Genomic DNA, 24,021 nt, shown 5'->3' on the forward strand with positions numbered 1-24,021 from the left:
CCGGCAGCGTTGCCGGTGGCCCGAGGAGTACACGTGACCAGCACAGCGCAGGCCCCCAAGTCAGGAGCCAGGGCGGCTCATCCCGAGCATCTCGGGCATGTCATCTTCATCGCGGCGGCCGCCGCGATGGGTGGTTTCCTCTTCGGCTACGACAGTTCCGTGATCAACGGCGCCGTCGAGGCCATCCGGGGCCGCTACGACATCGGTTCCGCAGCCCTCGCCCAGGTCATCGCCATCGCCCTCATCGGCTGCGCCATCGGTGCCGCGACCGCCGGCCGCATAGCCGACCGCATCGGCCGCATCCGGTGCATGCAGATCGCCGCGATCCTCTTCACGATCAGCGCCGTCGGCTCGGCCCTTCCCTTCGCGCTGTACGACCTCGCCTTCTGGCGCGTCGTCGGCGGCTTCGCCATCGGCATGGCCTCGGTCATCGGCCCGGCCTACATAGCCGAGGTCGCCCCGCCCGCCTACCGCGGCCGGCTCGGCTCCTTCCAGCAGGCCGCGATCGTCATCGGCATCGCCGTGTCACAGCTGGTCAACTGGGGTGTGCTGAACGCCGCCGACGGCGACCAGCGCGGCAAGCTGATGGGCCTGGAGGCCTGGCAGGTCATGCTCGGCGTCATGGTCATCCCGGCCATCCTCTACGGGCTGCTCTCCTTCGCCATCCCCGAGTCCCCGCGCTTCCTGATCTCCGTCGGCAAGCACGAGCGCGCCCGGGAGATCCTCGCCGAGGTCGAGGGCAAGGACATCGACCTGGACGCCCGTGTCGCCGAGATCGAGGGCGCCATGAAGAGCGAGCACAAGTCCAGCTTCAAGGACCTGCTCGGCGGCAGCTTCTTCTTCAAGCCGATCGTCTGGATCGGCATCGGCCTGTCGGTCTTCCAGCAGTTCGTCGGCATCAACGTCGCGTTCTACTACTCCTCGACACTGTGGCAGTCGGTCGGCGTCGACCCGACGGACTCGTTCTTCTACTCCTTCACCACGTCGATCATCAACATCGTCGGCACCGTCATCGCGATGATCTTCGTCGACCGCGTCGGCCGCCGGCCGCTCGCGATCATCGGCTCGATCGGCATGGTCGTCGGCCTGGCGCTGGAGGCCTGGGCGTTCTCCCACCACCTCGTCGACGGCAAGCTGCCCGCCACGCAGGGCTGGATCGCCCTGATCGCGGCGCACATCTTCGTCCTCTTCTTCGCCCTGTCCTGGGGCGTGGTCGTCTGGGTCATGCTCGGCGAGATGTTCCCCAACCGGATCCGCGCCGCCGCCCTGGGTGTGGCCGCCGCCGCGCAGTGGATCGCCAACTGGGCCATCACCGCGAGCTTCCCGTCGCTGGCCGACTGGAACCTCTCCGTGACCTACGTGATCTACACGGCGTTCGCCGCGCTCTCCATCCCGTTCGTCCTGAAGTTCGTCAAGGAGACGAAGGGCAAGGCCCTGGAGGAGATGGGCTGAGCCCGTCCCGCACACTCGGGCTCGTCCCGCACACTCGGGGAGGAGGGCCAAAGTCCCCGCTGCCCCTCTCCCCGTAACCCGCCGCCGCCCCGGTTCGGCCACTGCCCGAGCCGGGGCGGCGGTCCGCTGTCTCACCAGATCAGAACGCCGGCGCCGCTTTCCAGGGCGCGCAGGGCCGCCGCCTCGATGTTGCGCAGCCGTGACTCCAGCTGATCCCGGCGCTCCGTGATCCCGCGCGGGCGCTCGGTGGTGGCGGCGATCAGGTCGAGGTTCGCCCGCAGCAGGGCCACCTCCCGCAGGAAATCCGGTACCTCCGGGGCCTCGACCAGCAGATTGTTCTGGGCCAGGACCGGAAGGTAACGGGCGCCCAGCGAGCGCACCGTCCCCGAGCCCCACACCGTCCGGCGCCAGGACTCGAAGCCGGCCGAGTCGTCGCACCCCTCCGGGACGTCCAGGACCCGCCACTCGCCGTCCGTGTCCCGCACGAACACATCCACCGCCAAGGTCATGCGCGCAGTGCATCACCGACGGGCGGAGGTGTTCCACCGGATATCGGGAGTGTCAGCCCGCCAGCTTTGGCATCACCCGCCCCGCGAACAGCTGCAGACTCCGCCACCCCTCCTCCACCGGCATCCCGCCGGCCAGCGGATGCAGGACGTAGGAGTCCAGCCCCAGCCCCGCACACTGCTCGGGCGTGAGAATCCGGTACACGCCCTCCGCGCGCAGCTCCTCGACCGTCGCCGCCGCCGACTTCACCGCGGACCGCACGCCGCCCGACTGCCAGGAGGCGTACGTCCGCGCCTCGTGCAGGAAGTGCTCCCCGTACTCCGCCCAGGCCCGGTCCGGATCCTCCGCCACATGCAGCAGTGGTGTCTCGGCGGCGGGCATCAGCACCCAGCCCTCGGTGCCGTACTCGACGAGCCGTTCCTTGTAGTACGCCTCCAGCTCCGGCAGGTGCGCGCTGGGGAAGAAGGGCAGGCCCAGCCGGGCGGCCCGGCGGGCGGCGGCCTTGGAGGAGCCGCCGACCAGGAGCAGGGGATGCGGTTCGGTATACGGACGCGGGGTGATCCGGACCCTGCGGCCCCGATACGAGAAGGGCTCGCCCGTCCAGGCCGCGAGCAGCGTCTCCAGCAGCTCGTCCTGGAGCCGTCCGCGCCGGGCGAAGTCCACGCCGAACAGGTCGTACTCCTCGGGCCGGTACCCGATCCCGGCGACCGTCACCAGCCGGCCGCCGCTCAGCAGGTCCAGCACGGCGATCTCCTCGGCGAGCCGCAGCGGGTCGTGCAGCGGGCCGATGACCGCCGAGACGGTGACCGAGACGCGCCGGGTCGCGCCGAAGACGGCCCCCGCGAAGGAGAACGGCGAAGGCAGCCAGTTGTTGTCGGCCCCGTGGTGCTCCTCCGTCTGCACGGTGGTCACGCCCCGGTCGTCGGCGTACGAGGCCATCTCCAGGGCCGCCCGGTAACGGGCGCCGAGCTCGGCCGGGGCGGCCCCGGGGGCGACGAGGTTGAAGCGTACGACCGAGACGGGCATGGGACGTCTCCCTTCACCGGGCGGGTGTCCGGAGGACGTTAGCTGACGGAGCGTCAGACATCCAGGGGTGTGGAGATCCGGCGGCCCTTGTCCCGGGAGGGCGGTGCGCGCAGGGTGACCCGGGGCCCCATGGCCGATACTGGACGCGTTATGGACATCGTCATCCTTGCTGTAGTCATCGCCGTGGTCGTGCTCGGCGCGCTCGGCGGGCTCATCGTCGGCAGCCGGCGCAAGAAGCAGCTGCCCCCGCCCCCGCCAGCAGCGCCCGACATCACCGCCCCACCGGCCGAGCCGCACGTCGGCGACGAGGCCGAGACGCCGCGGGAGGAACCGCGGCGCACGATAGAGGAGGTGGATCTCCCGGACGGCTCGGCTCCGGTCGTCGTCGAGGAGCCGCCCGCCGAGGCTCCCGCGATCGAGATCCCGGAGCCCACCGCGGGTCGCCTGGTCCGGCTGCGGGCCCGGCTCTCCCGCTCGCAGAACGCTCTCGGTCAGGGCTTGCTGACCCTGCTGTCGCGCGAGCACCTCGACGAGGACACCTGGGAGGAGATCGAGGACACCCTGCTCACCGCCGACGTCGGCGTGCAGCCCACCCAGGAACTGGTCGAGCGCCTGCGCGAGCGTGTGAAGGTGCTCGGCACCCGCACCCCCGAGGAGCTGCGCACCCTGCTGCGCGAGGAGCTCGTCACACTGGTCGGCCGGGACATGGACCGCACCGTCAGGACCGAGCCGGAGGACCGCAAGCCGGGCATCGTGCTGGTCGTCGGCGTCAACGGCACCGGCAAGACCACCACCACCGGCAAGCTCGCGCGTGTCCTGGTGGCCGACGGCCAGAGCGTCGTGCTCGGCGCCGCCGACACCTTCCGTGCCGCCGCCGCCGACCAGCTCCAGACCTGGGGCGAGCGCGTCGGCGCCCACACCGTGCGCGGACCGGAGGGCGGCGACCCGGCTTCCGTCGCCTTCGACGCGGTCAAGGAGGGCAAGGAGATGGGCGCGAACGTCGTGCTCATCGACACGGCCGGCCGCCTGCACACCAAGACCGGCCTCATGGACGAGCTCGGCAAGGTCAAGCGGGTCGTGGAGAAGCACGCCCCGGTGGACGAGGTGCTGCTCGTGCTCGACGCCACCACCGGCCAGAACGGCCTGGTGCAGGCCCGGGTCTTCGCCGAGGTCGTCGACATCACCGGCATCGTCCTCACCAAGCTCGACGGCACGGCCAAGGGCGGCATCGTCGTCGCGGTCCAGCGCGAGCTGGGTGTCCCGGTCAAGCTGATCGGGCTCGGCGAGGGCGCGGACGACCTGGCGCCGTTCGAGCCGGAGGCGTTCGTCGACGCCCTGATCGGAGACTGAGCTGCGGACGGCATCGGAGCGTGGGCTCCTGAGATCCGTATTCGGCAGGGAAGCGCCCGCCCCCGAGATGCAGTCGGGGTCGGGCGCTTCGCTGTGCGAGGTGCCGCGCTAGGCGCGTGACCGGTGTGCCACGTACGCCAGCGTGCCCAGGACCAGGCGGGCCTCGGGTGGCCTGGACGCCGAGTCCAGGGCGGGGGAGCGCAGCCAGCGCACGGGGCCGAGGCCGCCGCGGTCGGAGGGCGGTGCCGTGATGTGCGCGCCGGGGCCGAGGCCGCGCAGGTCGAGGGCGGCCGGGTCGTCCCAGCCCATGCGGTAGAGCAGTCCGGGCAGGTCGGCGGCGGCACCGGGGGCGACGAAGAAGTGGGCACGGCCGTCCGGGGTCGCCACGACCGGGCCGACGGGCAGGCCCATGCGCTCCAGCCGGGCCAGCGCGCGGCAGCCGGCGGGTTCGGCCACCTCGATGACGTCGAACGCCCGGCCCACCGGCAGCATCACCGAGGCGCCGGGGAACTCGCCCCAGGCCTCGGTCACCTCGTCCAGCGTCGCCCCGGCGGGGATCACCGGCGCGAAGTTGAGCGGATGCGCGCCCGGCGCCGGGCAGTCACGGCGGCCGCAGGAGCAGGCCCCCGCCGCGGCCCGGGCGCCCGGCACCACGTCCCAGCCCCACAGGCCGGTGTACTCGGCCACGGCGGTGCCGTCCGACGTGCGGCCGCGGCGGCGTGAGCCGGACCGGATGTCGCGCATGCCCCGGCTGATGCCGATCGTGAAGCCCATGCCCCCTCCAACGGGTCCGGCGCACCGGTAGTTACGCAGCGGACGCGGGATGTGACTCTCTGTTCCCACCTTCCCGGCGGCGACCGGCTCACTCGGCGCCCGGATGTGCCAGGGTTGCGTGCCTGGCGACACGCGCCCCCGGGCGCATCGCTGCACCCGTTCCTGGTCGTCCTGTGTCAAGTGAATCGCGATGACGCGTACATGGGTTCATTCGTTGGGGTGGCGAATGGTGGCGTTTCCGTGTGAGCCGTGGCTGGACGGGTGATCGTAGGATTACTTTGTGTGCACGAGTCCCGGGAGCACATGCACTCGTGGGTATGCCGGAGGCAAGTCGGTATTCCGTTCGAAGGGTGACAAGGGTCGGACGGACGGCCGTACGAACCGGCATGCTGATAGGGCTTGGCGCACTCGGCGACAAGTGGTCTCAGGGATGGGGGCGTTCCAGTGAGCGGCAACGGCGGAAGCGGGACGGACGCTGCACACGCGACGCACGCTGACAAGCGCCCGAACGAGCTGCTCACCTCCTGGTTCGTGCGCAGCGGCTGGTCCAAGGGCGAGCTCGCCCGCCAGGTCAACCGCCGGGCGCGCCAGCTGGGCGCCAACCACATCTCCACGGACACCTCGCGCGTGCGCCGCTGGCTCGACGGCGAGAACCCTCGCGAACCGATCCCCAGGATCCTGTCCGAGCTGTTCTCGGAGCGCTTCGGCGTCGTCGTCTCCGTCGAGGACCTGGGGCTGCGCACCGCGCGCCAGTCACCCTCCGCGACCGGCGTCGACCTGCCCTGGACGGGCCCGCAGACCGTGGCCCTGCTCAGCGAGTTCTCGCGCAGCGATCTGATGCTGGCGCGGCGCGGCTTCCTCGGGAGCTCGCTGGTCCTGTCTGCGGGCCCGTCCCTCATCGAGCCCATGCAGCGCTGGCTCGTCCCCTCGCCCCCGGCCCCGCGGTCGGCGCCCGAGCCCTCGGCCGGCTCCTCCGGGCGGGCCCGCGGCCGGCTCTCCAAGCCGGAGCTGGACCTGCTGGAGTCCACGACCGTGATGTTCCGGCAGTGGGACGCCCAGTGCGGCGGCGGCCTGCGCCGCAAGGCGGTCGTCGGGCAGCTGCACGAGGTGACGGACCTGCTCCAGGAGCCGCAGCCCGAGGCCACCACCCGGTGCCTGTTCAAGGTCGCGGGCGAACTCGCCGAGCTGGCCGGCTGGATGTCGTACGACGTCGGGCTCCAGCCGACCGCCCAGAAGTACTTCGTCCTCGCGCTGCACGCCGCGAAGGAGGCCGGTGACCGGCCCCTCGGTTCGTACGTGCTGTCCAGCATGAGCCGGCAGATGATCCACCTCGGTCGGCCCGACGACGCGCTGGAGCTGATCCACCTCGCGCAGTACGGCAGCCGGGACTGCGCGAGCCCGCGCACCCAGTCGATGCTGTATGCGATGGAGGCCCGCGCCTACGCCAACATGGGGCAGCCCGGCAAGTGCAAGCGGGCGGTCCGGATGGCCGAGGACACCTTCGCCGAGGCCGACGAGTGGGACGAGCCCGACCCCGACTGGATCCGCTTCTTCTCCGAGGCCGAGCTGTACGGCGAGAACTCCCACTCGTTCCGCGACCTGGCCTATGTCGCCGGCCGCAGCCCGACGTACGCCTCGCTGGCCGAACCCCTGATGCAGCGGGCCGTCGAGCTCTTCGCCGAGGACGGCGAGCACCAGCGGTCGTATGCGCTGAACCTGATCGGGATGGCCACGGTGAACCTCCTCCAGCGCGAGCCCGAGCAGTGCACGGTCTTCGCCTCGCAGGCCATGCAGGTCGCCAAGAAGGTCCGCTCCGAGCGGGTCAACACTCGTATCCGAAAGACGGTCGACTCGGCCGCACGCGACTTCGGTGACCTCGGCGAGGTCGTCGACCTCACCGAGCGGCTCGCCGCCGAGCTGCCCGAGACGGCCGAGGCGGTCTGAGCCACCACCCGGTGAGACCTGCCCGCCCCACCTGGACCCCGGCCGCGGCCGGCCCTCCCGAACTGTCCGACTCGGCTCCCCCGTGCCAGGTCATCGGAAGGCCGACCGCGGCCGGACCCGCTTCCGCGCGGAAGATTGCGTCACGATAACGATCGACGCGCCCACAATCCGGCAGTTCATCGAGGCGTAACACACAGAGCGCCTTCGTCACGGCGGCGAAACAACGAGGGGCTTCCACCGAAACCGCGCTGCGCCAATCTCGTGGCGCATAACCGGCCCACCCCTCATTCCGCTCGAGGCTTCGCCCGCACGGGGCCGTACCAACGACGAGGAGACGCCGATGGCACCAGCCATCACCCTTGCCGCAGAAGCACCCAAGCTGTCTGCCGCCAACACAGGGTTCATGCTCATCTGTTCCGCCCTGGTGATGCTCATGACCCCGGGCCTGGCCTTCTTCTACGGAGGCATGGTCCGCGTCAAGAGCACCCTGAACATGCTGATGATGAGCTTCATCAGCCTCGGGATCGTCACCATCCTGTGGGTGCTGTACGGCTTCTCCATGGCGTTCGGCACCGACTCCGGCAGCCTCATCGGCTGGAACTCCGACTGGGTCGGCCTCGGCAACATCGGCCTGACCGAGCTGTGGCCCGGCTACACCATCCCGGTGTTCGTGTTCCTGGTCTTCCAGCTGATGTTCGCGATCATCACGCCCGCCCTGATCAGCGGTGCCCTCGCCGACCGCGTGAAGTTCAGCGCCTGGGCGCTGTTCGTCGCCCTGTGGGCCACGGTCGTCTACTTCCCGGTCGCGCACTGGGTCTGGGGCACCGGCGGCTGGGCCTTCGAACTCGGTGTGATCGACTTCGCCGGTGGTACGGCGGTCCACATCAACGCCGGTGCCGCCGCCCTCGGCGTGATCCTGGTCATCGGCAAGCGCGTCGGCTTCAAGAGGGACCCGATGCGCCCGCACAGCCTGCCGCTGGTCATGCTCGGCGCGGGGCTCCTGTGGTTCGGCTGGTTCGGCTTCAACGCCGGCTCCTGGCTCGGCAACGACGACGGCGTCGGCGCGCTGATGTTCGTCAACACGCAGGTCGCCACCGCCGCCGCCATGCTGGCCTGGCTCGCCTACGAGAAGATCCGCCACGGCGCGTTCACCACGCTGGGCGCCGCCTCCGGCGCGGTCGCCGGTCTGGTCGCCATCACCCCGGCCGGTGGCGCGGTCACCCCGCTCGGCGCGATCGCCGTCGGCGTCATCGCCGGTGTGCTGTGCGCCATGGCCGTCGGCCTGAAGTACAAGTTCGGCTACGACGACTCCCTGGACGTCGTCGGTGTCCACCTGGTCGGCGGTGTCGTCGGCTCCCTGCTGATCGGCTTCTTCGCCAGCGGCAAGGGCCAGTCCGAGGTCGAGGGCCTCCTCTACGGTGGCGGCCTGACCCAGTTCTGGAAGCAGTGCGCCGGTGTCTTCGCGGTGCTCGCCTACTCGCTGATCGTCTCCGCGCTCCTCGCCTTCATCCTCGACAAGACCATGGGTATGCGGGTCACCGAGGACGACGAGATCGCCGGCATCGACCAGGCCGAGCACGCCGAGACCGCATACGACTTCAGCGGCGCCGGTGGCGGTGCCGCCAAGACCGCCGCCGTCGCGGCCGGCGTGGCCGGCGCCGAGAGCAAGAAGGTGGACGCATGAAGCTCATCACCGCCGTCGTGAAGCCGCACCGGCTCGACGAGATCAAGGAGGCCCTCCAGGCCTTCGGCGTACACGGCCTGACGGTCACCGAGGCCAGCGGCTACGGTCGTCAGCGGGGCCACACCGAGGTCTACCGCGGTGCCGAGTACACCGTCGACCTGGTCCCCAAGATCCGCATCGAGGTCCTGGTCGAGGACGACGACGCCGAGCAGCTGATCGACGTCGTGGTCAAGGCGGCCCGCACCGGCAAGATCGGTGACGGCAAGGTCTGGTCCATCCCGGTCGACACGGCCGTACGCGTGCGGACCGGCGAGCGCGGTCCGGACGCCCTCTGAGGCAGGAACAACAGAACAGGAGTCGCTGGGTGACGGGTACGGACGTGCAGAAGGAAGCAGAAGACTCGGGACCCAGCGGCTACGCGGCGGCCCGGCTGCGTCTCCTCACCGAGGAGGCGCGGTCCGGGCCGCCGCGCCGTGCGGCCCTGGCCGACCTGACGGACGACTGGCTCACCGGCCTGTTCGCCGCGGGCGCGGAAGGGCTGCGCGGGGCCTCCCTGGTCGCCGTCGGCGGCTACGGCCGCGGCGAGTTGTCTCCCCGCAGCGACCTGGACCTGCTCCTGCTGCACGACGGCAGCGACCCCAAGGCCGTCGCCGCCCTCGCCGACCGGCTCTGGTACCCCGTCTGGGACCTGGGCCTGGCCCTCGACCACTCCGTCCGGACGCCCGCCGAGGCCCGCAAGACGGCCGGCGAGGACCTCAAGGTGCAGCTCGGACTGCTGGACGCCCGGCACATCGCCGGTGACCTCGGCCTCACCGCGGGACTGCGTACCGCCGTACTGGCCGACTGGCGCAACCAGGCGCCCAAACGCCTCCCCGAACTCCAGGAACTGTGCGCCGAACGCGCCGAGCGCCAGGGCGAGTTGCAGTACCTCCTGGAACCCGACCTGAAGGAGGCCCGCGGCGGGCTGCGCGACGCCACCGCCCTGCGCGCCGTCGCCGCCTCCTGGCTCGCGGACGCCCCGCGCGAGGGCCTCGCCGACGCCCGGCGCCGGCTCCTCGACGTGCGGGACGCACTGCACCTGGCCACCGGGCGGGCGACCGACCGGCTCGCCCTCCAGGAGCAGGACCAGGTGGCCGCCGAACTGGGACTGCTCGACGCGGACACGCTGCTGCGGCAGGTGTACGAGGCGGCGCGGCTCGTCTCGTACGCCAGTGATGTCACCTGGCGCGAGGTGGGGCGTGTGCTGCGGTCGCGCGCCGTGCGGCCCCGGCTGCGCGCCATGCTGGGCGGCGGGAAACCGACCGCCGAGCGTTCTCCGCTGGCCGAAGGCGTGGTGGAGCAGGACGGCGAGGTGGTGCTCGCCCGTGCCGCACGCCCCGAGCGCGACCCCGTTCTGCCGCTGCGCGCCGCGGCCGCCGCCGCGCAGGCCGGACTCCCGATCTCCCTGCACGCCGTACGGCGCCTGGCGGCCACCGTGCGCCCGCTGCCCACGCCCTGGCCCGCAGAGGCACGCGAACAGCTCGTCACCCTGCTCGGCTCCGGCCGCCCGACCATCGAGGTCTGGGAGGCGCTGGAGGCCGAGGGGCTGATCACGCAGCTGCTGCCCGACTGGGAGCGGGTGCGCTGCCGTCCCCAGCGCAACGCCGTGCACATCTGGACCGTCGACCGGCATCTCATCGAGACCGCCGTGCGCGCCTCCGAGTTCACCCGCCGCGTCAGCCGCCCCGACCTGCTGCTGGTCGCCGCGCTGCTGCACGACATCGGCAAGGGCTGGCCCGGCGACCACTCGGTGGCCGGCGAGATCATCGCCAAGGACGTGGCCGCCCGCATCGGCTTCGACCGCCACGACGTGTCCGTCGTCGCCACCCTGGTCCGGCACCATCTGCTGCTCGTCGAGACGGCCACCCGGCGCGACCTGGAGGACCCGGCCACCGTGCGCGCGGTCGCCGAGGCCGTCGGCTCCCAGGGCACCCTGGAACTGCTGCACGCGCTCACCGAGGCCGACGCCCTGGCCACCGGCCCGGCCGCCTGGTCGTCCTGGCGCGCTTCGCTCGTCGCCGACCTGGTCGAGCGGGTCTCGGCGGTGCTCGCCGGGGACGTCCCGGCCGACCCCGAGGACGCGGCGCCGACCGCCGAGCAGGAGCGGCTCGCCATCGAGGCGGTCGCGACGGGCAGCCCGGTCCTCTCCCTGCGGGCGCAGACCGAGCCGCCCGCCGGGCAGGAGCCCTCCGGCGACCCCGAGCCGCTCGGCGTGGAACTGCTCATCGCCGTGCCCGATCAGCCGGGTGTGCTGCCCGCGGTGGCCGGTGTCCTCGCCATGCACCGGCTGACCGTACGAACGGCGGAGCTGCGGTCCCTGACCCTCCCGGACGGTGTCGACGGCACCGTTCTGTTGCTGGACTGGCGGGTCGCCGCCGAGTACGGCTCCCTGCCGCAGGCCGCCCGCCTCCGCGCCGACCTGGTACGGGCGCTGGACGGCTCCCTGGACATCGCCGGCCGCCTCGCCGAACGGGACGCGGCCTATCCGCGCCGCCGGGGCGTGGTGGCCCCGCCGCCCCGGGTGTCGGTCCACCCGGCCGCCTCCCGGCTGGCCACCGTCATCGAGGTCCGCTCCCAGGACGCCCCGGGCCTGTTGTTCCGCATCGGCCGCGCCCTGGAGGACGCGAGCGTCCTGGTGCGCAGCGCGCACGTCTCGACGCTCGGTGCCAACGCCGTCGACGCCTTCTACGTGACCGGCCCGGAGGGGGCGCCGCTGCCCGGCGACGAGGCCGAGTCGGTGGCGCGGAAGCTGGAGGAGACACTGCGTGGGTGAGGGCGACCCGGCGACTTGTCACGCCGGGATACCCTGGAGGGCGATTCCCCAGTCTGTCTCCGACCCCGAGGACCGCGAGCGCCGTGTTCGATACTCTTTCCGATCGCCTCTCAGCGACCTTCAAGAACCTGCGCGGCAAGGGACGGCTCTCCGAGGCGGACATCGACGCCACGGCGCGCGAGATCCGGATCGCGCTCCTCGAGGCGGATGTGGCGTTGCCGGTCGTCCGCACGTTCATCAAGAACGTCAAGGAGCGCGCGCTCGGCGCCGAGGTCAGCAGGGCGCTGAACCCGGCCCAGCAGGTTCTCAAGATCGTCAACGACGAACTGGTCACCATCCTCGGCGGCGAGACCCGGCGCCTGCGCTTCGCCAAGCAGCCGCCCACGGTGATCATGCTGGCCGGTCTGCAGGGTGCCGGTAAGACCACCCTCGCGGGCAAGCTCGGCCACTGGCTGAAGGAGCAGGGCCACTCGCCGCTGCTGGTCGCCTGTGACCTCCAGCGCCCGAACGCCGTGAACCAGCTCAGCGTCGTCGCCGAGCGCGCCGGTGTCGCGGTCTACGCACCCGAGCCGGGCAACGGCGTCGGCGACCCGGTCAAGGTCGCCAAGGACTCCATCGAGCACGCCAAGTCCAAGGTCCACGACATCGTCATCGTGGACACCGCCGGCCGCCTGGGCATCGACCAGGAGATGATGCAGCAGGCCGCGGACATCCGGGACGCGGTCAGCCCCGACGAGATCCTGTTCGTCGTCGACGCGATGATCGGTCAGGACGCGGTCAACACCGCCGAGGCCTTCCGTGACGGCGTCGGCTTCGACGGCGTGGTGCTCTCCAAGCTCGACGGTGACGCCCGCGGTGGCGCGGCCCTGTCGATCCGGCAGATCACCGGCAAGCCGATCATGTTCGCGTCGAACGGCGAGAAGCTCGACGACTTCGACGCCTTCCACCCGGACCGGATGGCCTCCCGCATCCTCGACATGGGTGACCTGCTCACCCTGATCGAGCAGGCGGAGAAGACCTTCGACCAGGCCGAAGCCCAGAAGATGGCCGAGAAGCTGGCCTCCAAGAAGGGCCAGGACTTCACCCTCGACGACTTCCTGGCCCAGATGGAGCAGGTCAGGAAGATGGGCTCCATCTCCAAGCTGCTCGGCATGCTCCCGGGCATGGGCCAGATGAAGGACCAGATCAACAACCTCGACGAGCGGGACGTCGACCGCACGGCCGCGATCATCAAGTCGATGACCCCGGGCGAGCGCCAGGACCCGATGATCATCAACGGCTCGCGCCGCGCCCGTATCGCGCGGGGTTCCGGTGTCGAGGTCAGCGCGGTGAAGAACCTGGTCGAGCGGTTCTTCGAGGCCCGCAAGATGATGTCCCGCATGGCCCAGGGCGGCGGCATGCCCGGGATGCCCGGCATGCCGGGCATGGGCGGCGGCCCCGGCCGGGCGAAGAAGAAGCAGAAGCAGGCCAAGGGCAAGCAGCGCTCCGGCAACCCGATGAAGCGCAAGCAGCAGGAGCAGGAGGAAGCCGCCCGCCGCGCGGCCGCCGCCGAGGGCGGCAACGCCTTCGGGCTGCCGCAGCAGGGCGCCAAGGACTTCGAACTCCCCGACGAGTTCAAGAAGTTCATGGGCTGAGGGCCCGTTCCCGAACAGCGCTGAGGGCGCCCCCTTCCGAAGGGGGCGCCCTCAGCGGTTCGGCTGCGGTTCGCCCGTCGGGTGGTTGTTCGGAACTTCCAGCAGACCGTGGTGCGTCAGGGCGTCCGGGCGATCAGGTACCGGAACACGTTCGGCATCCACACCGTCCCGTCCTGCCGCTGGTGCGGATGCAGGGCCTCGGTCAGCTCCTTGTCCACCTGCACCTGGTCCGTCGCCGTGATCGCCGCGTCGAACAGCCCCGTCGACTTGAGCCCGCGTACCGCGCTGTCCACATCGGCGTACCCGAAGGGGCACGCCACTCGCCCGGACCCGTCCGGCTTGAGACCCGCCCGCTGGGCGACCTCCTCCAGGTCGTCGCGGAGGGCGGGACGCCAGCTGCCCGTGCTGCGCAGCGGTTCCGCCAGCTTGGTCGCGACCCGCAGCACGGACGTCGTGGCGCACCGCTCCGGCGGACCCCAGCCGACCAGCACCACGGCCGCTCCGCGCCCCGCCAGCGGTGTCGCCTCCGCGAGCAGCCCGCCCAGCCCCTCCGAGTCGCCCGCGAGGCACCCGATCGGCTCGAAGGCGGTCACCAGGGTGTACGCCGGAGCGCCCGGCTCCTTTGTGTCCCTGGGCGAGCCGTCGACCAGCCGGGTGTCCGCCCGCGCGCGCGTGGCCCCGGCCCCGGGCAGCAGCCGCTCCCGTGCGAGGGTCACTCTTTCGGGGGAAGCGTCGACACCGGTGACCGCCGCTCCCCGGGCGGTGGCCATCAGCAGGGCGAGTCCGGAACCGCAGCCGAGGCCGAGCAGCCGCGTCGCGGGACCCACGTCCAGTCGCTCGTAGACGGCCTCGTAGAGCGGTACGAGCATCCGCTCCTGGATCTCGGACCAGTCACGCGCGCGTGCACGCAGGTCCACGCGGGGTGCGGCCCCCGCGTGAGGCAGGTGCTGCCGCACGAGCGTAGGTGTCATAAGTAAGCGCCCCAATCCGCCGAGAGTTGCCTCTTGCCCGATTCCATGGCCCCCGTGACAGTGCGCTCGCACTACCCCCGTATGCCAGGAAACTCCCCCCTCGACCTGTCGTCCAGTGGAATGCGGCACGGCATATGAGTTGTCATGTGCCTATGGCGAGATTTCACATTCCGGCAACGCCGGCCCGTACCATCTCGCCATGACCAAGGCACCCGTTCTCACCCCCCGGGCGGACGATTTCCCGCGCTGGTACCAGGACTTGATCACCAAGGCGGAGCTCGCCGACAACGGTCCGGTGCGCGGCACCATGGTCATCCGACCGTACGGATACGGGCTGTGGGAGCGGATGCAGGCCGAGATGGACGCCCGCATCAAGGAGACGGGCACCCAGAACGCGTACTTCCCCCTGTTGATCCCCCAGTCGTACCTGACCAGGGAGGCGGACCACGTCGAGGGCTTCGCGCCCGAGCTGGCCGTGGTCACCCACGGCGGCGGCAAGGAACTCGAAGAGCCCGCCGTGGTGCGGCCCACCTCCGAGATGATCGTCAACGCCTCCTTCTCGAAGTGGGTGCAGAGCTACCGCGATCTGCCGCTGCTCATCAACCAGTGGGCGAACGTGGTGCGCTGGGAGCTGCGGCCCCGCCTCTTCCTGCGCACCACCGAGTTCCTCTGGCAGGAGGGCCACACCGCGCACGCCACGTACGAGGAGGCGCGCGATTTCGCCGCGCGCATTCACCGGCAGGTCTACGAGGACTTCATGGTGAACGTCCTCGCGATGGACGTCGTCCCCGGCCGCAAGACCGTCAAGGAGCGGTTCGCCGGCGCCGTCAACACCCTCACGCTCGAAGGCATGATGGGCGACGGCAAGGCCCTGCAGATGGCCACCAGCCATGAGCTGGGCCAGAACTTCGCCAAGGCCTTCAACACGCAGTACCTCTCGAAGGACGGCCGGCAGGAACTGGTCTGGCAGACCTCCTGGGGATCGACCACCCGCATGATCGGCGCCCTGGTGATGATGCACGGCGACGACAGCGGCCTGCGCGTCCCGCCGCGGCTGGCGCAGATCCAGGCCGTGGTGCTCGCGATCAAGGGCGACGAGGCGGTTCTGGCCAAGGTCCGCGAACTCGGCGACCGGCTGAAGGCGGCCGGGGTCCGTGTCCACGTCGACGACCGCACCGACACCCCCTTCGGCCGCCGCGCCGTCGACTGGGAGCTCAAGGGCGTGCCGGTCCGGATCGAGGTCGGCCCGCGCGACTTGCAGAACGGCACCGCGATGCTGGCGCGCCGCATCCCTGGGTCCGGCACTGGGGGAGGCAAGGAGCCGGTCTCCCTCGACGCCCTGGTGTCCCTGTTGCCGAAGATCCTCGAAGAGGACCAGGCACTGCTGCTGAGGCAGTCCCGGGAGCGCCGCGAGTCCCGTACCACCGAGGTCTCGACGATCGACGAGGCCGTCGAGGCCGTGGGCGCCGGCGGCTGGGCGCGCATCCCCTGGGCGGTGCTCGGCGAGGAGGGCGAAGCCAAGCTGGCCGATCACGCGGTGACCGTACGGTGTCTGGTCGCCGAGGACGGGTCGGTGCCGGACGCCGACGACGCACCCGGTAACGTCGCGGTCGTCGCACGCGCTTACTGAGCCGCGGCGCGCGCTCACCGAGTGGGACGCGAGGCGGCCGAAACGCCTCTTGCGTATGCGCGGACCTCTGTGTCCCCGGCGCGCGGACATCATCTACGCGCCGGGGCGTACGCGGGACTACGCACCACCTTGTGGTGAGCTGTGAGGCTTCTCCACAGATCCGCGCACCCGCCCTCGTCGGGACGCATCAGAGGCAACTGACGGGTACGTGCAAATTATTTGGGATGCCCCGGAATCGGAACACCGGGGCACCCCGGCTCGTTGTCATTACGTGAGCACGACACAGACACCACCTGTTCTCGCCGCAGAGCTGGCACAGGCGTGGGCCGATATTCAGCGGTACCACCCCGAGCTGCCCGACCTTGCCGCGCCAGAGTCCCTGATCGGGGAGTCGTCGTCCGCGTGCGGTCACGAGCTCTCCTTCGAGCGACTGCTCCATGAGGCAGTCCATGGCATCGCCGCCGCCCGCGGCGTCCGCGACACCTCCCGTGCCGGCCGCTACCACAACCGCAGATTCCTCGCGATCGCCGAGGAGCTGGGCTTGGACCACCCCGAGGAACCGCACCCCAGCAGCGGCTTCTCCCTGGTCACGCTCACCCCCGAGGCGAAGCGACGCTACCGGCCGACGATGGAGCGCCTCCAGCGCGCCCTCAAGGCCCACACGGCCGCCACCTCCTCCGACACCTCCCGCACCTTCCGGGGCCCGGCCGCCCGCCACGGCTCCTCCGGCGGCGGCGTCCGCGTCAAGGCGGTCTGCGACTGCGGCCGCAACGTACGCGTCGTGCCGTCGGTCCTCGCTCAGGCGCCCATCGTCTGCGGCGGCTGCGGCAAGCCGTTCCGGATCCCGGACATCGTGGGGGCGCAAGCGGTGGCCGGCTGACGTCCGCAACCGGCATCTCGTGGCTGCCGGTAGGGACAAGCACCCGCCACTGCCGGGCAGGGCACCCGACGTACTTCACCTCCACGCCGGGCGCCCCGCCGCATGCCCGCACAGCAGGGCGAGCCCCTCGGTCAAAGCCGCCCGGCAGGGTGTGGCAGAATGGCTAGCTGTACTCGACAGCCGCACAGGACCCCTCTCTCCTCCGGCTGACGCGTCCATCGGGCACTCGGGTACCGCAACCCCACGCGGCCATCTCGCCGTGCCCAACCACGTCAAATCCAGGAGAACCCACTCCCGTGGCAGTCAAGATCAAGCTGAAGCGTCTGGGCAAGATCCGTTCGCCTCACTACCGCATCGTCGTCGCCGACTCCCGTACCCGTCGTGACGGTCGTGCGATCGAGGAGATCGGCAAGTACCACCCGACGTACAACCCGTCGGTGATCGAGGTCGACGCCGAGCGTGTGGCGTACTGGCTCGGTGTCGGCGCCCAGCCGACCGAGCCCGTGATGGCCATCCTCAAGAAGACCGGCGACTGGCAGAAGTTCAAGGGCGAGCCCGCCCCGGCTCCGCTGCTGACGCAGCCCGAGAAGGCCGCGCGTCCGTCGTTCGAGGCTCTCGGCGGCGACGACGAGGGCAAGGGTGAGGCGATCACCCAGAAGAAGAAGGCTGAGAAGAAGGACGAGGCTGCTGCCGAGTCCGCTTCGACCGAGGCCTGAGCATGCTCGAGGAGGCTCTCGAGCACCTCGTGAAGGGCATCGTCGACAACCCTGACGATGTGCAGGTCGCCTCGCGCGACCTGCGCCGCGGGCGAGTGCTCGAGGTCCGGGTCCACCCGGACGACCTCGGCAAGGTGATCGGCCGCAACGGCCGCACCGCGCGCGCCCTGCGTACCGTCGTGGGCGCCATCGGCGGTCGCGGTGTCCGCGTCGACCTCGTCGACGTGGACCACGTCCGCTGACGCTTATCGCAAACCGGCTCGGGCCGGGGAGGGCCTGAGGGCCGTCCCCGGCCCGCAGTCGTATGACAGGAGAATGGACACGTGCAGCTGGTAGTCGCACGGATCGGCCGTGCCCATGGCATCAAGGGCGAGGTCACCGTCGAGGTACGGACCGACGAGCCGGAACTGAGGCTCGCGCCCGGCGCCGTGCTCGCCACCGATCCCGCCTCCGCGGGACCGCTCACCATCGAGACGGGCCGCGTCCACAGCGGCCGTCTCCTGCTGCGCTTCGAGGGCGTCAGCGACCGCACCGGCGCCGAGGCCCTGCGCAACACCCTCCTGATCGCCGAGATCGACCCGGAGGAACTCCCCGAGGGCGAGGACGAGTACTACGACCACCAGCTCATCGACCTCGACGTGGTCACCGCGGACGGCACGGAGGTCGGGCGGATCACGGAGATCTCGCACCTGCCCACCCAGGACCTGTTCATCGTGGAGCGGGCGGACGGCAGCGAGGTGATGATCCCCTTCGTCGAGGAGATCGTCAGCGAGATCGACCTGGAGGAGCAGAAGGCGGTCATCACCCCGCCGCCGGGCCTGATCGACGACCGCGCCGAGATCGCCTCCAGCCGGGACGAGTCGTGATGCGCCTCGACGTCGTCACGATCTTCCCCGAGTACCTGGAACCGCTGAACGTCTCCCTCGTCGGCAAGGCACGCGCGCGTGGACAGCTCAACGTGCACGTCCACGACCTGCGCTCGTGGACCTACGACCGCCACAACACCGTCGACGACACGCCCTACGGCGGCGGCCCGGGCATGGTCATGAAGACCGAGCCCTGGGGAGAGGCACTGGACTCCGTCCTGGCCGACGGCTACGAGACCGGCTCCCACGAGCCGGCCCTCATCGTGCCCACGCCCAGCGGCCGCCCCTTCACCCAGGAGCTCGCCGTCCACCTCTCCGAGCGCCCCTGGCTGATCTTCACGCCGGCCCGCTACGAGGGCATCGACCGGCGCGTCGTCGACGAGTACGCGACGCGGATGCCGGTGTACGAGGTGTCCATCGGCGACTACGTCCTGGCCGGTGGCGAGGCAGCCGTCCTCGTTGTCACGGAGGCCGTGGCGCGGCTGCTGCCCGGCGTCCTGGGCAACGCCGAGTCCCACCGGGACGACTCCTTCGCACCCGGCGCCATGGCGAGCCTGCTGGAGGGTCCCGTCTACACCAAGCCGCCCGAGTGGCGCGGCCGGGACATCCCCGACGTGCTGCTCAGCGGCCACCACGGGAAGATCGCCCGGTGGCGGCGGGACGAGGCCCTGAAGCGCACGACGGCCCACCGGCCCGACCTCATCGAGCACTGCGACCCCAAGGCCTTCGACAAGAAGGACCGCGAGATGCTGTCCATCCTGGGCTGGGAACCCGACCCGGCGGGGGAGCCGTACGGCCGATTTTGGCGCAGGACCGACGGCGTGGAAGAATAGCCAGCTGTTGTGCGTCCGTCCGGCGTGCGCCCCTGCCACAGGGGGAGACGACGCCCGCTCCGATCCGCACAGCCCTGAATCCGAAACACCTAGTTTCCGTTGATGACCTGTGGCATCAGCGAGGAAAGCAGACGAAATGTCTCACCTGCTCGACACCGTCGACTCCGCGTCGCTGCGCAGCGACGTCCCCGCCTTCCGTCCGGGCGACACGGTCAACGTGCACGTCCGCGTCATCGAGGGCAACCGCTCCCGTGTGCAGCAGTTCAAGGGTGTGGTGATCCGCCGCCAGGGTTCCGGCGTGCGCGAGAGCTTCACGGTCCGCAAGGTCTCCTTCTCCGTCGGCGTCGAGCGCACCTTCCCGGTGCACACCCCGATCGTGGAGAAGATCGAGCTCGTCACCAAGGGTGACGTCCGCCGCGCCAAGCTGTACTACCTGCGCGAGCTGCGCGGCAAGGCCGCGAAGATCAAGGAGAAGCGCGAGAACTGAGCGCTTTCCGGAGTTCTCATCGGGGCCGGATAGCATCTGGCTCCGATGGACACCGAAGCACAGCCGACGGAGCGCGATCGCTCCTCCCGCCCTTCCGGCTCCGAGGACACCTCGGATCCCGGAGGGCCGGAGGAACGGTCGCGTTTCGCGTTGTCGCGTGTCACCGAGTGGGTCCCGGGCGGCCGGATCACTCTGACGCTGCTGGCCTGCCTGCTCTTCCTGCTGCTGCTCAGCACGTTCGTGCTGCGGCCCTTCCAGATCCCCAGCGGATCCATGGAGCAGGGATTGAGGATCGGGGACCGGGTTCTCGTAAATAAGTTGGCGTACCGTTTCGGTGCCGAGCCGCAGCGGGGAGACATCGTCGTGTTCGACGGGACCGGGTACTTCGGGCACGCGGACTACATCAAACGCGTTGTCGGCGTGGGGGGAGACCACGTCGTCTGCTGTGACGAGGAGGGGAGGATCCAGGTGAACGGCCGGCCGGTCGACGAGGCGGGCTTCCTGTACCCCGGCGACAGCCCCTCCACGGTGCCCTTCGACGTCGCCGTGCCCGCCGGCACCCTCTTCGTCCTCGGCGACCACCGCGGCGACTCCAGCGACTCCCGCGACCACCTCGGCTCGCCGGGCGGCGGCATGGTCCCGGTCGACGAGGTGATCGGCCGCGCCGACTGGATCGTCTGGCCCTTCGGCCACGCCACCCGGCTGCATCGCCCCGACGCCTACACGCGCGTGCCCGCCCCCGCCGCCGGAAGGGCGGGCGCCCATGGGTAACCGCGGCAAACCGCGCGGCGTCCCCGCCAGCCCCGCGGACAACCTGCTGCCCACCGGCGCCCGGCGCACCGCCAGCCCGTCCGGCGGCCGTACGCGCGCCGAGCGGCGCAAGCTCCAGAAGAAGGTCAAGCGGCGCCGCAGGCGCGGTGCCGTCAAGGAGATACCCCTCCTCGTCGGCGTCGCCGTGCTCATCGCGCTCGTGCTGAAGACGTTCCTCGTCCAGGCCTTCGTCATCCCGTCCGGCTCCATGGAGCAGACGATCCAGATCGGCGACCGCGTCCTGGTCGACAAGCTCACCCCGTGGTTCGGCTCCAAGCCGCAGCGCGGGGACGTCGTCGTGTTCAAGGACCCCGGCGGCTGGCTGAAGGACGAGCAGACCACGCTTCCGAAGGACGATCCCATCGTCATCAAGCAGGTCAAGGAAGGGCTCACCTTCATCGGCCTGCTGCCGTCCGACGACGAGAAGGACCTCATCAAGCGGGTCGTCGGCGTCGGCGGAGACCGCGTCACGTGCTGCGACAGCCAAGGACGCGTGACCGTCAACGGCATCCCGCTGAACGAGGACTACCTGTACCCCGGCAACGCCCCGTCCGACACACCGTTCGACATCACGGTCCCCCCGGGCCGGCTGTGGGTGATGGGCGACCACCGGAACAACTCCGCGGACTCCCGCGCCCACCAGGACACCGACTACGGCGGCACGGTCTCCGAGGAGGAGGTCGTGGGCCGCGCCATGGTCATCGCCTGGCCCTTCGGGCACTGGAGCACCCTGGAGGAACCGAACACGTACGCCTCCGTGTCCGACTCGGCCACCGGGTCGACCGCTGCTCCCGAACTGTCGCATAGGGTTGCCTCCTACGATTCGAACGGAACGATCCAGCTCCCGACCCCTGCGGAACTCCCGCTCGTTATGGGAGTGGTGGGCCTGCGTCGTGTATGGGGCAGGCGGCGGCACAGAGTGAGGAGTTGGCGTGGGGGATGTGGCGGTTGGCGCACGGTCGGGACACGATGGCGAGGAGCACCGCGGACGTCCCGCGGGATCCGCCGTCCCGGCCGCGGACAGCGCCGTGACCCCCGGGAGTGACTCCGGGGCAGCCGAGGATGACAGGGTGACAGGCGAGTACAGCACAGCCGAGGGCGAGGGACCGGGCGGCACGGCCCGGACGCCGAAGAAACCGCGCTCCTTCTGGAAGGAGCTGCCCATCCTGATCGGCATCGCGCTGGTGCTCGCGCTGCTGATCAAGACCTTCCTGCTCCAGGCGTTCTCCATCCCCTCCGACTCGATGCAGAACACCCTCCAGCAGGGTGACCGGGTCCTGGTCGACAAGCTGACCCCCTGGTTCGGCTCCGAGCCCGAGCGTGGCGAGGTCGTCGTCTTCCACGACCCCGACAACTGGCTGGCGGGCGAGCCGGTGGCGGATCCGAACGCCTTGCAGACGTTCCTCAGCTGGATCGGCCTCATGCCGTCCGCGGAGGAGAAGGACCTCATCAAGCGGGTCGTCGGCGTCGGCGGCGACACGGTCGAGTGCAAGGGCTCGGGCCCGCTGACGGTCAACGGCAAGGCGCTGGACGAGCGGTCGTACGTCTACCCCGGCAACACGCCGTGCAGCGTCGACGACCAGGGCGGTCAGTTCAAGGTAAAGGTTCCCGAGGGCTACATCTGGGTCATGGGCGACCACCGGCAGAACTCCCGGGACTCCCGCTACAACCAGTCGGACGAGCACAAGGGCATGGTCCCGGTGAAGGATGTCGTCGGCCGGGCCATCGTCGTCGCCTGGCCGATCAACCGCTGGGACAACCTGCCGGTGCCGGACACCTTCGACCAGGCCGGTCTGAACGCCCAGTCGGCCGCGGCCGGGCCGGCGGTGGCGCCGCAGGGGCTGGCGCTGCTGGGTGTGGTGCCGGTGGTGCTGTGGCGCCGCAGGAAGCAGTGATCCCGGCGGTGGGCTGACCCCGGTCGGTACCCCCGGGTAGGGTGCGGACCCATGGGTGGCGACAGCATGACGCACACGGCCCCGCGCAGCGGTGGCACAGGCTCGGGCCCGGTGGGCAGCCGGACCGGACAGCGGTTGTCCGGGCTGGCCGTCGCACTGGGCCTTGTGCTGTTCCTGGGGGGTTTCGCCTGGGGAGCGGTGGTCTACCTGCCGTACACCGTGCCCACCAGTTCGATGACGCCGACGATCGACCCGGGCGACAGGATCCTCGCCCAGCGCGTCGACGGCGGTGAGGTGCGCCGCGGTGACGTCGTCGTCTTCAAGGACGCCACCTGGGGCAACGCCCCGATGGTCAAGCGCGTGGTCGCCGTCGGCGGCGACACGGTCTCCTGCTGCCAGGACGGCAAGCTGAAGGTCAACGGCAAGGAGATCGACGAGACGTACCTGCCCGAGGGCACGCCGGCCGAGATGAGCAACTTCCCGGCCGTGACCGTCCCCAAGGGCCGTCTCTTCCTGCTCGGTGACGAGCGGGGCAACTCCGTGGACTCCACCGCCCACCTGACCGACGCCGCCAGCGGCACGGTGGCGCGCTCCTCCGTGGACGCCCGCGTCGACGCCGTCGTCTGGCCCATGAAGGGCATGCTGGAGCGCCCCACCGGCTTCGAGCCGCTCGGTGCCCTGTCCTCGCCCGGACCGCTGCGGACGATCACCGTCCTGGTGATCGCCGGCGCCGTGCTCGTCCTGGGCGGGGGCGCCTACGGTCCCGTCGCCAAGCGCACGGGCGCGGCCCGGGCCCGGCGGGCGAGCGCGGAGCCCACAGGTGTCCGCTGAGGCCGTGGGGGCGGGCCAGGACACCTACGAGGGCGGGTTGCGCAAGGTCGCCCGGGTCGTACTGCTCGACCCGCAGGACCGCATCCTGCTGCTGCACGGACACGAGCCGGACGATCCCGCCGACGACTGGTGGTTCACCCCCGGCGGCGGTGTGGAGGGCGAGGAGACCCGTGAAGAGGCCGCCCTGCGGGAACTCGCCGAGGAGACGGGCATCACCGAGGTCGAGCTCGGCCCGGTGCTGTGGCGGCGGATGTGCTCCTTCCCGTTCGCGGGCCGCCGCTGGGACCAGGACGAGTGGTACTTCCTGGCTCGTACGGACCGTACGGCGATCGAGGCCGTGGGGCTGACCGAGCTGGAGCGGCGCAGTGTCGCCGGAGCGCGCTGGTGGACGTGTCCGGAACTTTCCCGGGCACATGAGACGGTGTATCCGACCAGACTCGCCGGGCTGCTGCGCACGCTGCTCGACGAAGGTCCCCCGGCCAGGCCTGTGATCCTTGACCCGGAAATCGTCTAGGGGCGCACGGGACTGGCGCACAATGGTGGGATCGCACGGCTGAAGGGGAACATGCCATGAGCGCCGAGGACCTCGAGAAGTACGAGACCGAGATGGAGCTGAAGCTCTACCGGGAGTACCGCGATGTCGTCGGTCTGTTCAAATACGTGATCGAGACCGAGCGGCGCTTCTACCTGACCAACGACTACGAGATGCAGGTGCACTCGGTCCAGGGTGAGGTGTTCTTCGAGGTGTCCATGGCGGATGCCTGGGTGTGGGACATGTACCGGCCGGCTCGGTTCGTGAAGCAGGTACGGGTCCTCACGTTCAAGGACGTGAACATCGAGGAGCTGAACAAGAGTGACCTCGAACTGCCGAGCGGGTGAGGTTTCGCCGAGTGGGTGACGGAGTTGTCCACAACCCCTG

The 24,021-nt window shown here is 70.6% G+C and carries 24 protein-coding genes; 20 read left to right on the forward strand and 4 right to left on the reverse strand.

The annotated features are described in order from the left end of the window. Nucleotides 1–33 precede the first annotated feature (33 nt). Entirely contained in the window at nt 34–1,452 is a 1,419-nt protein-coding gene (locus tag HDA41_RS28500; protein WP_184988694.1) for a sugar porter family MFS transporter, read from the forward strand. 131 nt (nt 1,453–1,583) lie between these two features. On the opposite strand, the gene HDA41_RS28505 is transcribed toward HDA41_RS28500, so the two are convergent. Next, nucleotides 1,584–1,961, reverse strand: coding sequence for a hypothetical protein (locus HDA41_RS28505; protein ID WP_184988697.1), 378 nt, complete (start codon nt 1,959–1,961; stop codon nt 1,584–1,586). 52 nt (nt 1,962–2,013) lie between these two features. Next, a complete protein-coding gene (locus tag HDA41_RS28510; protein WP_184988700.1) occupies nt 2,014–2,985 on the reverse strand; it encodes an LLM class flavin-dependent oxidoreductase in 972 nt (323 codons plus the stop codon). A gap of 150 nt (nt 2,986–3,135) precedes the next feature. Between HDA41_RS28510 and ftsY the strand changes: the two genes are divergently transcribed. Further along, a complete protein-coding gene (gene ftsY / locus HDA41_RS28515) occupies nt 3,136–4,335 on the forward strand; it encodes a signal recognition particle-docking protein FtsY (protein WP_184988703.1) in 1,200 nt (399 codons plus the stop codon). 108 nt (nt 4,336–4,443) lie between these two features. On the opposite strand, the gene HDA41_RS28520 is transcribed toward ftsY, so the two are convergent. Next, complete coding sequence (locus HDA41_RS28520; protein WP_184988706.1) at nt 4,444–5,109, reverse strand: bifunctional DNA primase/polymerase; 666 nt, start codon at nt 5,107–5,109, stop codon at nt 4,444–4,446. Between the two features lie 444 nt (nt 5,110–5,553). Between HDA41_RS28520 and nsdA the strand changes: the two genes are divergently transcribed. The 5 genes from nsdA to ffh all read left to right on the forward strand — a co-directional run bounded on the left by nsdA (nt 5,554) and on the right by ffh (nt 13,183). Beyond that, complete coding sequence (gene nsdA / locus HDA41_RS28525; protein ID WP_184988709.1) at nt 5,554–7,053, forward strand: transcriptional repressor NsdA; 1,500 nt, start codon at nt 5,554–5,556, stop codon at nt 7,051–7,053. A gap of 340 nt (nt 7,054–7,393) precedes the next feature. Further along, the gene (locus HDA41_RS28530; RefSeq protein WP_184988712.1) at nt 7,394–8,737 is read left to right on the forward strand and encodes an ammonium transporter; all 1,344 of its coding nucleotides are present in this window, start codon (nt 7,394–7,396) and stop codon (nt 8,735–8,737) included. Continuing rightward, nucleotides 8,734–9,072, forward strand: coding sequence for a P-II family nitrogen regulator (locus tag HDA41_RS28535; RefSeq protein WP_003993253.1), 339 nt, complete (start codon nt 8,734–8,736; stop codon nt 9,070–9,072). Before HDA41_RS28530 ends, HDA41_RS28535 begins: the two co-directional genes overlap by 4 nt. Before the next feature lie 29 nt (nt 9,073–9,101). Then, nucleotides 9,102–11,549 (forward strand): [protein-PII] uridylyltransferase, encoded by a 2,448-nt coding sequence (locus HDA41_RS28540; RefSeq protein ID WP_184988715.1) that lies wholly within the window; start codon nt 9,102–9,104, stop codon nt 11,547–11,549. 83 nt (nt 11,550–11,632) lie between these two features. Continuing rightward, nucleotides 11,633–13,183, forward strand: coding sequence for a signal recognition particle protein (gene ffh / locus HDA41_RS28545; RefSeq protein ID WP_184988718.1), 1,551 nt, complete (start codon nt 11,633–11,635; stop codon nt 13,181–13,183). 116 nt (nt 13,184–13,299) lie between these two features. Here ffh and HDA41_RS28550 read toward each other — a convergent pair whose 3' ends face one another. Next, complete coding sequence (locus tag HDA41_RS28550) at nt 13,300–14,154, reverse strand: methyltransferase domain-containing protein (protein ID WP_184988721.1); 855 nt, start codon at nt 14,152–14,154, stop codon at nt 13,300–13,302. 199 nt (nt 14,155–14,353) lie between these two features. Here HDA41_RS28550 and proS point away from each other — a divergent pair, with 199 nt between their 5' ends. From proS to HDA41_RS28615, 13 genes are all read left to right on the forward strand, one after another. After that, a complete protein-coding gene (gene proS, locus HDA41_RS28555) occupies nt 14,354–15,784 on the forward strand; it encodes a proline--tRNA ligase (RefSeq protein WP_184988725.1) in 1,431 nt (476 codons plus the stop codon). A gap of 271 nt (nt 15,785–16,055) precedes the next feature. Next, nucleotides 16,056–16,664: a hypothetical protein gene (locus HDA41_RS28560; protein ID WP_184988728.1), complete on the forward strand. Its 609-nt coding sequence runs from the start codon at nt 16,056–16,058 to the stop codon at nt 16,662–16,664. Between the two features lie 296 nt (nt 16,665–16,960). After that, nucleotides 16,961–17,380 (forward strand): 30S ribosomal protein S16, encoded by a 420-nt coding sequence (rpsP, locus tag HDA41_RS28565; protein ID WP_020270730.1) that lies wholly within the window; start codon nt 16,961–16,963, stop codon nt 17,378–17,380. 2 nt (nt 17,381–17,382) lie between these two features. Beyond that, the gene (locus tag HDA41_RS28570) at nt 17,383–17,622 is read left to right on the forward strand and encodes an RNA-binding protein (RefSeq protein WP_005479813.1); all 240 of its coding nucleotides are present in this window, start codon (nt 17,383–17,385) and stop codon (nt 17,620–17,622) included. Between the two features lie 81 nt (nt 17,623–17,703). Beyond that, the gene (rimM, locus tag HDA41_RS28575; protein ID WP_184988732.1) at nt 17,704–18,246 is read left to right on the forward strand and encodes a ribosome maturation factor RimM; all 543 of its coding nucleotides are present in this window, start codon (nt 17,704–17,706) and stop codon (nt 18,244–18,246) included. After that, nucleotides 18,246–19,079, forward strand: coding sequence for a tRNA (guanosine(37)-N1)-methyltransferase TrmD (gene trmD, locus HDA41_RS28580; protein WP_184993797.1), 834 nt, complete (start codon nt 18,246–18,248; stop codon nt 19,077–19,079). The genes rimM and trmD overlap by 1 nt, the downstream gene beginning before the upstream one ends. Nucleotides 19,080–19,215: 136 nt before the next feature. Then, nucleotides 19,216–19,566 (forward strand): 50S ribosomal protein L19, encoded by a 351-nt coding sequence (gene rplS / locus HDA41_RS28585; RefSeq protein ID WP_184988735.1) that lies wholly within the window; start codon nt 19,216–19,218, stop codon nt 19,564–19,566. 45 nt (nt 19,567–19,611) lie between these two features. After that, nucleotides 19,612–20,337, forward strand: a complete 726-nt coding sequence (lepB, locus tag HDA41_RS28590) for a signal peptidase I (protein WP_184988738.1) — start codon at nt 19,612–19,614, stop codon at nt 20,335–20,337. Then, complete coding sequence (gene lepB / locus HDA41_RS28595; protein ID WP_184988741.1) at nt 20,330–21,421, forward strand: signal peptidase I; 1,092 nt, start codon at nt 20,330–20,332, stop codon at nt 21,419–21,421. Before lepB (HDA41_RS28590) ends, lepB (HDA41_RS28595) begins: the two co-directional genes overlap by 8 nt. Further along, a complete protein-coding gene (gene lepB, locus HDA41_RS28600) occupies nt 21,309–22,271 on the forward strand; it encodes a signal peptidase I (protein WP_184988744.1) in 963 nt (320 codons plus the stop codon). The genes lepB (HDA41_RS28595) and lepB (HDA41_RS28600) overlap by 113 nt, the downstream gene beginning before the upstream one ends. A 51-nt stretch (nt 22,272–22,322) precedes the next feature. Further along, nucleotides 22,323–23,102, forward strand: a complete 780-nt coding sequence (lepB, locus tag HDA41_RS28605) for a signal peptidase I (RefSeq protein ID WP_184988747.1) — start codon at nt 22,323–22,325, stop codon at nt 23,100–23,102. Next, the gene (locus tag HDA41_RS28610) at nt 23,092–23,616 is read left to right on the forward strand and encodes an NUDIX hydrolase (RefSeq protein ID WP_184988750.1); all 525 of its coding nucleotides are present in this window, start codon (nt 23,092–23,094) and stop codon (nt 23,614–23,616) included. The genes lepB (HDA41_RS28605) and HDA41_RS28610 overlap by 11 nt, the downstream gene beginning before the upstream one ends. Nucleotides 23,617–23,672: 56 nt before the next feature. Then, on the forward strand, nt 23,673–23,981 hold the full coding sequence (locus HDA41_RS28615) for a DUF2469 domain-containing protein (protein ID WP_003993268.1): 309 nt from the start codon (nt 23,673–23,675) through the stop codon (nt 23,979–23,981). Nucleotides 23,982–24,021 lie beyond the last annotated feature (40 nt).

Origin of the sequence: Streptomyces caelestis, from assembly GCF_014205255.1 — a bacterium.
Taxonomy (GTDB): Bacteria; Actinomycetota; Actinomycetes; order Streptomycetales; family Streptomycetaceae; genus Streptomyces; species Streptomyces caelestis.

What these genes read in the sequence shown, in the direction of transcription:
- HDA41_RS28570 (WP_005479813.1), top strand. Translation starts at nt 17,383, where the DNA reads ATGCTCGAGGAGGCTCTCGAGCACCTCGTGAAGGGCATCGTCGACAAC.
- ftsY (WP_184988703.1), top strand. Translation starts at nt 3,136, where the DNA reads ATGGACATCGTCATCCTTGCTGTAGTCATCGCCGTGGTCGTGCTCGGC.
- HDA41_RS28520 (WP_184988706.1), bottom strand. Translation starts at nt 5,109, where the DNA reads ATGGGCTTCACGATCGGCATCAGCCGGGGCATGCGCGACATCCGGTCC.
- HDA41_RS28530 (WP_184988712.1), top strand. Translation starts at nt 7,394, where the DNA reads ATGGCACCAGCCATCACCCTTGCCGCAGAAGCACCCAAGCTGTCTGCC.
- HDA41_RS28615 (WP_003993268.1), top strand. Translation starts at nt 23,673, where the DNA reads ATGAGCGCCGAGGACCTCGAGAAGTACGAGACCGAGATGGAGCTGAAG.
- HDA41_RS28535 (WP_003993253.1), top strand. Translation starts at nt 8,734, where the DNA reads ATGAAGCTCATCACCGCCGTCGTGAAGCCGCACCGGCTCGACGAGATC.
- HDA41_RS28505 (WP_184988697.1), bottom strand. Translation starts at nt 1,961, where the DNA reads ATGACCTTGGCGGTGGATGTGTTCGTGCGGGACACGGACGGCGAGTGG.
- rplS (WP_184988735.1), top strand. Translation starts at nt 19,216, where the DNA reads ATGTCTCACCTGCTCGACACCGTCGACTCCGCGTCGCTGCGCAGCGAC.
- HDA41_RS28510 (WP_184988700.1), bottom strand. Translation starts at nt 2,985, where the DNA reads ATGCCCGTCTCGGTCGTACGCTTCAACCTCGTCGCCCCCGGGGCCGCC.
- lepB (WP_184988738.1), top strand. Translation starts at nt 19,612, where the DNA reads ATGGACACCGAAGCACAGCCGACGGAGCGCGATCGCTCCTCCCGCCCT.
- proS (WP_184988725.1), top strand. Translation starts at nt 14,354, where the DNA reads ATGACCAAGGCACCCGTTCTCACCCCCCGGGCGGACGATTTCCCGCGC.
- trmD (WP_184993797.1), top strand. Translation starts at nt 18,246, where the DNA reads ATGCGCCTCGACGTCGTCACGATCTTCCCCGAGTACCTGGAACCGCTG.
- HDA41_RS28550 (WP_184988721.1), bottom strand. Translation starts at nt 14,154, where the DNA reads ATGACACCTACGCTCGTGCGGCAGCACCTGCCTCACGCGGGGGCCGCA.
- lepB (WP_184988747.1), top strand. Translation starts at nt 22,323, where the DNA reads ATGGGTGGCGACAGCATGACGCACACGGCCCCGCGCAGCGGTGGCACA.
- lepB (WP_184988741.1), top strand. Translation starts at nt 20,330, where the DNA reads ATGGGTAACCGCGGCAAACCGCGCGGCGTCCCCGCCAGCCCCGCGGAC.